General features: G+C 73.1%; 11 protein-coding genes. 7 read left to right on the top strand and 4 right to left on the bottom strand.

Annotated elements, in window-relative coordinates:
* Together I59_RS16285 and I59_RS16280 are read left to right on the top strand one after the other, a co-directional pair.
* On the top strand, positions 1-1632 hold a 1632-nt coding region (locus tag I59_RS16285), incomplete at its 5' end, for a DUF3418 domain-containing protein (protein WP_022904786.1).
* Between the two features lie 19 nt (positions 1633-1651).
* Complete coding sequence (locus I59_RS16280) at positions 1652-2020, top strand: VOC family protein (protein ID WP_031274178.1); 369 nt, start codon at positions 1652-1654, stop codon at positions 2018-2020.
* Here the strand turns inward: I59_RS16280 and I59_RS16275 are convergent.
* Both I59_RS16275 and I59_RS16270 read right to left on the bottom strand, forming a co-directional pair.
* Positions 2001-2558 carry a GNAT family N-acetyltransferase gene (locus tag I59_RS16275; RefSeq protein WP_022904784.1) on the bottom strand — a complete coding sequence of 186 codons (558 nt, stop codon included), beginning with the start codon at positions 2556-2558 and terminating at the stop codon, positions 2001-2003. The genes I59_RS16280 and I59_RS16275 overlap by 20 nt on opposite strands.
* The gene (locus tag I59_RS16270; RefSeq protein WP_022904783.1) at positions 2555-3136 is read right to left on the bottom strand and encodes a YbaK/EbsC family protein; all 582 of its coding nucleotides are present in this window, start codon (positions 3134-3136) and stop codon (positions 2555-2557) included. The genes I59_RS16275 and I59_RS16270 overlap by 4 nt, the downstream gene beginning before the upstream one ends.
* Positions 3137-3172: 36 nt before the next feature.
* Here I59_RS16270 and I59_RS16265 point away from each other — a divergent pair, with 36 nt between their 5' ends.
* Positions 3173-3829 carry a CatA-like O-acetyltransferase gene (locus I59_RS16265; protein ID WP_022904782.1) on the top strand — a complete coding sequence of 219 codons (657 nt, stop codon included), beginning with the start codon at positions 3173-3175 and terminating at the stop codon, positions 3827-3829.
* Positions 3830-4207: 378 nt separating this feature from the next.
* On the opposite strand, the gene I59_RS20250 is transcribed toward I59_RS16265, so the two are convergent.
* Positions 4208-4879, bottom strand: coding sequence for a DUF2461 domain-containing protein (locus tag I59_RS20250; RefSeq protein WP_022904781.1), 672 nt, complete (start codon positions 4877-4879; stop codon positions 4208-4210).
* A 97-nt stretch (positions 4880-4976) separates the two neighbouring features.
* On the opposite strand from I59_RS20250, the gene I59_RS16255 reads away from it, so the two are divergent.
* The 4 genes from I59_RS16255 to I59_RS16240 all read left to right on the top strand — a co-directional run bounded on the left by I59_RS16255 (position 4977) and on the right by I59_RS16240 (position 7840).
* Complete coding sequence (locus tag I59_RS16255) at positions 4977-5468, top strand: nucleoside deaminase (protein ID WP_022904780.1); 492 nt, start codon at positions 4977-4979, stop codon at positions 5466-5468.
* An 85-nt stretch (positions 5469-5553) separates the two neighbouring features.
* On the top strand, positions 5554-6291 hold the full coding sequence (locus tag I59_RS16250; RefSeq protein WP_022904779.1) for a class I SAM-dependent methyltransferase: 738 nt from the start codon (positions 5554-5556) through the stop codon (positions 6289-6291).
* A gap of 30 nt (positions 6292-6321) precedes the next feature.
* Positions 6322-7329, top strand: a complete 1008-nt coding sequence (locus I59_RS16245; RefSeq protein WP_022904778.1) for a LacI family DNA-binding transcriptional regulator — start codon at positions 6322-6324, stop codon at positions 7327-7329.
* Positions 7330-7453: 124 nt separating this feature from the next.
* Positions 7454-7840, top strand: coding sequence for a VOC family protein (locus I59_RS16240; RefSeq protein ID WP_022904777.1), 387 nt, complete (start codon positions 7454-7456; stop codon positions 7838-7840).
* A gap of 65 nt (positions 7841-7905) precedes the next feature.
* Here I59_RS16240 and I59_RS16235 read toward each other — a convergent pair.
* Positions 7906-8355: triacylglycerol lipase (locus I59_RS16235; RefSeq protein WP_022904776.1), on the bottom strand; the 450-nt coding region annotated here is incomplete at its 5' end.

Here is an 8355-nt window from a genome sequence, read left to right as displayed (position 1 = left end):
GGGCGATCCTCTGAGTCCGACGACGAGAAGATCGTCGACTTCTACGACGCCCGCATCCCCGCGGACATTGCCACCACGCGCGACTTCGAGGGGTGGTGGCGGCAGGCGAGGCGCGACCAACCGGACCTGCTCACGATGCGCAGGTCGGACCTCCTGGCCGAGGACGCGGCGGAAGCCGCGCAGGACCAGCAGGAGTACCCGACCCAGTGGCGGTCGGGTGACCAGCGTCTCGCGATCAAGTACCGGTTCGAGCCGGGCGCACAGGACGACGGCGTCAGCGTGCAGGTGCCGCTCGCACTGCTCCCGCGCATGCGCGAGGAGGGCTTCGACTGGCAGGTCCGTGGCCTCCGCAAGGAGCTCGTGACCGCGCTCATCAAGTCGCTGCCGAAGCAGATCCGCAAGAACATCGTGCCCGCTGCCGACTGGGCCGAGAAGATCGTCGCCGAGCTGCCCGACGACGCACCGACGGAGCCGACCGAGTCGTTCCGCTCGACCCTCGCGAAGACGATCCAGCGCATGACCTACGTGCCGGTGTCCGAGTCGGACTTCGACCTGAGCCGCGTCCCGCAGCACCTCCTGCCCACGTGGGCGGTCGTCGACGAGCGCGGCCGGCGGGTCGAGTCGGGCAAGGACCTCGCGGCGCTGCAGACGAAGCTCAAGGACCGGACCCAGCAGAGTGTCGCCTCCGCCACGGCGAAGGCGAACCGGCCGGGAGGCCCGTCCCGCGTCGCGCAGGCCGGTTCCGACCTCGAGCGGTCGGGGCTCACCGCCTGGCCGGGGGGCGACCTGCCCCGCGTCCTCGACACGAAGCAGTCCGGCGGTGTCATCCGCGCCTACCCCGCCCTGGTCGAGGAGGGCTCCGGTCCCAAGGCCACCGTCGCCGTGCGCCTGCTCGCCACCGAACGCGACCGCGCGGTCGAGATGCCCGCCGGCGTCCGACGGCTCGTGATGCTCGCGGTGCCCTCCCCCGTGTCGTACATCCAGCAGCACCTGACCGCGCAGGAGAAGCTCGCGCTCGCCGCCTCGCCCTACCCGTCGACCCAGGCGCTGTTCGACGACGTCCTCGCTGCGGTCGTCGACGCCGGCATCCGGCAGGCGCACCCCGACGGCCTCGTGTTCGAGCAGGCGGCGTTCGAGCAGGTCCGCGACCGGGTGTCCGCGACCGTCGTCGACACGATGTTCACCGCGGTGTCCGAGGTCGCCGAGGTCCTCACCGCACACCGGAACGCCGAGCGGGCGATCAAGCAGGCGAACGCGATGACGCTCCTGGGCGCGCTGACGGACATGCGGCAGCAGCTCGAACGGCTCGTGTTCCCCGGGTTCGTCGCGGTCGCAGGCCTCGATCGGCTCCGACGGATCCGCGTGTACCTGCAGGGCATCGAGGCCCGGGTGCAGAAGCTCCTGCAGAACCCGGGGCGCGATGCCGCATGGATGCGCGAGGTCACCGTCGCCACGGACCGGTACACGGACGCCGGCGGCACGTTCCCACCGGCGGTCGGTGCCCACCCCGAGCTCGTGCACGCCCGGTGGATGCTCGAGGAGTTCCGGCTGAGTCTCTTCGCGCAGGAGCTCGGGACCGCTGAGACGGTGTCGCTGCAGCGGATCACGAAGACGCTGGCCGCCGCGCGCTGACCGGGCTAGCGTGGCCGCCATGATCGGCACCCTCGACGTCGTCGTCCTCGATTGCCCCGACCCCCGTGCCCTGGCGCGCTTCTACGTCGGGCTCCTCGGCGGCGAGATCGTCGCCTTCGACGAGGACTGGGCGGAGATCGCCCTCCCGTTCACCGACCACCGGCCGATCCTCGCGTTCCAGCAGGTGGCGGACTACCGCGCTCCGGAGTGGCCCGGGCAGGACGTCCCGCAGCAGAGCCACCTCGACGTGAAGGTCGACGACCTCGACGTGGGCGAGGCGGCCGTCCTGGCGATCGGCGCGACGGCGACGGGTTCGGGGACGGACACCTTCCGGGTGTACCTCGACCCGGCAGGGCACCCCTTCTGCCTCATCCGCCCGAACGACTGACCGGGTCGGTCGCGAGCCGGGCGTAGACGCAGAGGTCGTGGCGGACGCCGTCGATCGGGTACGCCTCTCGCAGGGTGCCCTCGAGGGTGAACCCGAGCCGTTCGGCAACAGCGCGGCTCGGCTGGTTGTCCGCAGCGGTCCGGATCTCGACACGGTGGACCCCGTCCGCGAACAGCTCCGCGACCAGCGCCCGGACGGCCCGGGTCATCACTCCGCAACCTCCCGCGCTCGACGCCAGCCAGTAGCCGACCTCGGCCTTCGCCGACGCGGGCGTGCACCGGGCGGCGAGCGCACCGACGACCGCCCCGTCGAGCACGATCGCCGTCGGGACACCGGAACCCTCGGCCCAGACGGTGAGGCCCGGGGTGAGGTACGCACGGACGTCGTCGACCGTGAGACTCGGTCGAGCAAGCTCCTCCCACGGCCGCAGGTGGTCGAGGTCGTCCAGGACGAGGTCGCGGTAGGTCTCGGCCACGGAGTCGTCGGCGAGGACGAGCGTCACGTGTTCGTCGACGACGATCGGCAGCCGGACGGTCACGCTCCGGACTCCGACGGCGCCGTCGGTTCGGTGGCCGCCGTCGGCTCGGTGGCCAGACCGTCGACGACCTGGGCGTGCGGCAGCCCCGCGAGGACGGCGCCGGGCAGGAACAGCTTCGCGCCACGGACTCCGGCGCCGATGACGACCTCGGGAGCGTGCTGCACGCGGGAGTCCACGAAGACCGGCCACGACGGGGGGAGACCGATCGGGGTGATGCCGCCGTACTCCATCCCGGTCAGTTCGACGGCCTGGTCCATCGGGGCGAAGCTCGCCTTGCGGACGTCGAGGAGCTTCTTGACGACGCGGTTCACGTCGAGCCGGGTGTGCGCGAGCACGATGCACGCGGCGTAGCGGACGTCGTCCCCGCGCTTGCCCGCGACGACGATGCAGTTCGCGCCGCCTTCGACCGGGAAGCCGTAGGCCTCCGAGAACGCTGCCGTGTCCGCGAGGTCCGGGTCGATCGGGGCTGCTTCGATCCGTTCGAGGACGTCGGCGGGCAGCGCCACGAGGGCCTCGGCGACCGGGATCGCCAGCTGGCCGGAGGCGACGAGGGCCGGGACGCGCTGCAGTGTCGGCATGGCTCCACCCTAGGGACCGGGGCCAGACTGGCACCCATGACCGCGCTCCGCCCGATCGACCTCGCCACCTGGCCCCGCCGCGAGCACTTCGAGCACTACCGCGACCGGGTGCCGTGCACGTGGGAGATGACGGTCGAGCTCGACGTCACCGACTTCGCGGAGACGGTCAGGCGGACGGACCGTCGCACGTACGCCTCACAGCTGTGGGCGATCGCGTCGGTGGTGAACCGGCACGCCGAGTTCCGCATGCAGCTCCTCGAGGACGGCTCCCCCGCGGTCTGGGACGTCGTGCACCCGATGTTCACCGTGTTCCACCCGGACACCGAGACGTTCTCCGTGTTGTTCGTGCCGTACGACGACGACCCGGCACGGTTCCACGAGGCCGCCGTCACGACGATGGAGCGGTACCGGGACGACCACCGGATGTTCCCCCAGGTGGACCGTCCGGAGAACGTGTTCGACGTCTCGACGTTGCCCGGGGCGTCGTTCACCGGGTTCGCGCTGCACGTCAAGGACGGCTTCGACCACCTGCTGCCGATCTTCACGATCGGCCGGTACCGGTACGTCGAGGGGCGGACCGTGATGCCGATCGCGGTGCAGGTCAACCACGCGGCCGTGGACGGGTTCCACGGGTCGCGGCTGTTCACCGAGCTCCAGACGACCTTCGCCGAGGCCGGCTGGCTCCGCGGCTGAGGGCCGAGCAACAGCACCGGCGCACGGGAGCACGGGTGCAGGCCGATGCGCCACGGGCCTCCCGTCCGGACGTCGCGCCGATCGGCCGTTGCCCGGCGCGCCGACGTGCCGACGGGCCGACACGCCTCCGGGCCGACGCGCCCGCGGTCGCGAAACCCCGTCGGCAGCGCATCGTCCGGTCACGAGACGTCGCTCCGCGTCGCCGCGCGCGACAGTACGTGACCGGCCCCGGACACCCGCGCGGGGAGTCGTGACCGCCCCCGCATCACCAAGAGCGGCCCACATCACCGAGACACGATCCTCGCCAGCGCAGCCGCACCGCACCGACCGACCCGCATCACCGAGACGCGGACCGCACCAGCGAGCAGCAGCCGCCGCTCAGGCCCGCTCGTCGATCGACCGCGCTCCCGGCACGGGCGGCGCCGGGTCGTCGGCGGCCTCGGCGTCGTCCGCCCGAGCCCACTTCACCGTCCACCGCACCAGCGGCTGCACCCGCTCCCAGGCGTCGACGATGTCCGAGAGCGGACTCGTGAGGGGCAGGTGCGTGAGCGCGGCGTAGTGCTGCATCCGGAGCAGGTCGATGCGCGGGTGGTCGGCGTCGTAGCCGCGCGGGGCGGTCTTGAGCGGCGGACCGGCGAGCTCGAACCCGGCGTCGACGAGGTCGTCGAGCAGCCGCTGCAGCGCGGCGGCGGCCTGCGGGTGCTCGTCGATCGCGGTGCGCGCGGCGGTGAGCTGGGCACGGGAGGGCGTGTAGAGCCCGCCGCCGGCCTGGATCCCGTCCGCACCGGCGCTGAGGTAGACGCCGCCCGCGGTGAGGCCGGTGTCCTCCCGGTAGGGCCGCTTGTCCGGGGTGAACCGGAGGTCCCGGTGTTGCCGGAGCACGCGTCCGGGACCGTAGCGCTGTTCGGCTTCCTCGAGCAGGGACTCCATCGGCGCCTCGACGTGGCGCTCCCACTCCTCGCGGTGGTCCTCGAACCAGGACTTCTCGTTGTGCTCGGCGAGTCCGCGGAAGAACGTGGCGAGCGCTGGGGTGAAGGGCCGGTCGGTCATGCCGGCCAGTGAACCGCCGCCGGCTGCGACCAGGCCCGACGCGACGGGGTACGCGGGCGCCCACCGCCCGGGCAGCCGTTCGGAGGACCGTTAACCGATGCACCATGACGAATCCACGCCACCGACCGACTTCACCGCCCTGGCGGTCTCCCGCGCCCTCGACAACGTCGCCGACGGCGGCAAGCCCTTCGCCTGTCTCATCGTCCGTGACGGCGAGGTCGTCGTCGAGGCCGTGAACCACGTCGCCCAGACCGGCGACCCCACCGCCCACGCCGAGATCCGCGCGATCCGCGCCGCGGCCGAGCAGGGCATCACCGACCTCGGCGGGTACGAGGTCGTCGTCACCGCGTACCCGTGCCCGATGTGTCTCGGCGCCCTCTACTACGCACAGCCCGACCGCGTGGTCTACGCGGCCTCGCGGGAGCAGGAGGGCGAACACTACGAGGACGGCAACCGCCTGATGACCCTCGCGACCTTCTACGACGAGTACGCCAAGCCCGTCGAGGAGCGCGCGCTGCGCGCCGAGCAGGGCAGCGTCGAGGACCCGACCGCGCCGTTCCGCGCATGGAGCGCCCGGCACGCGGACTGACGCTCCGGACGCGACCGTGTGACGGTCTGGAGGCTCGGGGCGGGCTCGCACCGTGCCTCCCGTCCGGCGGTGCCAAGGTGGGTCCATGACCTCCGAGCAGCACGCGCGCTCCTTCGGCAGCGCGGTCGACGCCTACGAGCACGGGCGGCCGGGGTACCCGGCCGCAGTGGCCGACTGGCTGGTCCCGACGGGTGCGGAGCGACTCGTCGACGTGGGTGCGGGCACCGGCAAGTTCACCCGCACGCTGCTCGGACGCGGCGCCGAGGTGGTCGCCGTCGAGCCGGACCCGGCGATGCGGGCGCGTCTGGCCGCGCTGCTGCCCGACGTCCGCGCGGTGGACGGCACGGGCGAGGCGATGCCCCTGCCGGACCGCACGGCGGACGCGGTGACCTTCGCGCAGTCGTGGCACTGGGTCGACCCGGAGGGCGGTGTCGCGGAGGCGACACGGGTCCTCCGTCCCGGTGGTGTGCTCGGACTGGTCTGGAACGTGCGGGACGAGTCCTCGGACTGGGCGCAGCGGCTCGGGGACGTCATCACCCGGCCCGAGGCCCAGCGGATGGCCCACGACGACGAGTCGGCCGTCGGAGGCCCGTTCCGCACCCGGGAGCACCGCGTGTTCGAGTGGGTGCACGAACAGGACCGGTCGGCGTTCCTCGACATGGTCCTGTCGCGCAGCTACGTCATCGTGCTGCCGGACGCCGAACGGGCCGAGCTGCGCCGGGCCGTCGAGGAGCTGCTCGACAGCCACCCGGAGACCGCCGGCAACGAGACCGTCCGGGTGCCGTACCGCACGCACGTGCACCGGTACGGGCTCCGGGCGTAGCGAGGCCGACCCGGGCGGTACGCTCGGACGATGCGCGCGACCGTGCGGGAGGTGGCCGCCCTCGCCGGGGTGTCACCGAAGACCGTCTCCAACGTCGTCAACGGTGGGGTTCCCGTACGTCCGGCGACCCGTGCGCGCGTGGAGCAGGCGGTCGCCGAGCTCGGGTACGTCCCGAACCTCTCCGCGCGTGGGCTGCGGAACGGCCGCTCCGGCGTCATCGCGCTGACGCTGCCGGAGATGCGGAACCCCTACGCCGCCGAGCTCACCGAGTGGTTCGTCGAACTCGCGCGCGACCACGGCTGGGTGGTGCAGCTCGACCAGACCGCGAACGACCCGGAGCGCGAGCGCGACCTCGTGTCCCGGGCGCGGGCGCACCTCGTCGACGGCCTTGTCCTCAACCCGGTCACCCTGAGCGCGAGCGTGCTGGCGTCGACCGAGGGCCTCCCGCCGACCGTCGTGATCGGGGAGGTCGAGCCCGAGCACGTCGACCAGGTGCACGTGGCGAGCCGTGCCGCGGCCGAGGAGGCGACGGCGTACCTCATCGCGTCCGGACACCGGCGGATCGCGATCGTCGGTGCCGCTGCGGAGGTCCGTGCGACCGCGACGAGCGAGCTCCGGGAACGCGGGTACGGCGACGCACTCGAGGCCGCGGGGCTGCCGGTCGAAGCGGCGCTCCGCGTGCCCCTCGACGACTGGTCCACGGCGACCGCGGCCCGGACGTTCGCCGCCTGGCTGGACCGCCACGACCTGCCCGACGCGGTGTTCGCGTTCACCGACTCGATCGCGTTCGGCGTGCTGCACGTGCTCGCGGCGCGTGGTGTCCGCGTGCCGGAGGACGTCAGCGTCATGGGGTTCGACGACATCGCCGCGGCGGCGTTCGCGATCCCCGCGCTCACGACGGTGGCGTTCGACCGCAAGACCCTGGCGGGGGCGGCGCTGCGGCTGCTCGCCCGGCGGATCGACGACCGGTCGGCACCGCCGGAGACGTTCGTGGTTCCGCACGAGATCGTCGAGCGCGCGAGCGTCGCCCCACGCTGACGGCCGCTGACCGGTCGCTGACGGCCGCTGACCGGTCGCTGACCGGTCGCGGGACCGGTCGCTGACCGGTCGCGGGACCGGTCGCTGGTCGGTCGCGGGACCGGAGCCGCGTACGCTCCGCCGCATGACGAGCGACGACGCGACGATGCCGACCTTCGTGGCCACCGTGCTGCAGTCCCCGGAACCCCTGCGGCTCGCCCGGTTCTCCGGCGCGCTCACGGGCTGGACCGTGCCCGAGGACGACCCGACCTGGGCGCGGGTGCGGCCGGCGGACGGGGCCGGGCTGTCGGTGCAGTACGACCCCGAGTACGTCGCCCCGGTGTGGCCGAGCGAGTCCGGCACGCAGAACATGCAGCTGCACCTGGACTTCCAGGTGGAGGACCTGCCCGGCGCCGTCGAGCGTGCCGTCGGCCTCGGTGCGCGCGAGGCTGCGTACCAGCCGCAGGACGACGTGCGGGTACTGCTCGACCTCGACGGACACCCGTTCTGCCTGTTCCTGCCCGGCGCCTGACGCGCCACCGTGCCGCCGCGTGGCCGCCGTGCGGTCGCGCGGCGGGGGCCGGGCGTCCGGGCGGCTCAGTCCGTCGCGGCGAGCACGGCCTCACGCGTCCGCGGGTCGCCGAGGATCCGGAAGTGTCCACCGACCGGGAGCCGGACGTTGGTGGCCCCCGCGAGCTCGCTGCCCTCCGGGATGAGCGTGTCGAAGACGCCGTACACGGACGTGATCCGCGCGTTCACCTCGAGCTCCCGCCCCATCGCGGCGAGCACCGGGTCCGCGGCGCGGAACGCCCGGAGGTGCGGCACCGGCGCCAACCGGGCGAGCGAGGACCCGCCGAACGGCGTCGAGACGGCGACCATCCGGTCGATGCGGCGGTCGGGGTCGAGCGACGCCATCGCGTACTTCCCGATCAGCCCGCCCTTGCTGTGCGTGACGAGCAGCACCCCGCGGAGGTCGTGCTCGTCGAGGTGTGCCACGACCTCCCGTGCGGACGCCGGCACCGGGCGCACGTTGTGGCGCAGGACGGG

Origin of the sequence: Curtobacterium sp. B8 (assembly GCF_000333315.1) — a bacterium.
GTDB classification, from domain to species: Bacteria; Actinomycetota; Actinomycetes; order Actinomycetales; family Microbacteriaceae; genus Curtobacterium; species Curtobacterium luteum.
Note: the sequence above shows the minus strand (reverse complement) of the source record. Positions and strands in the feature narration are given on the sequence as shown.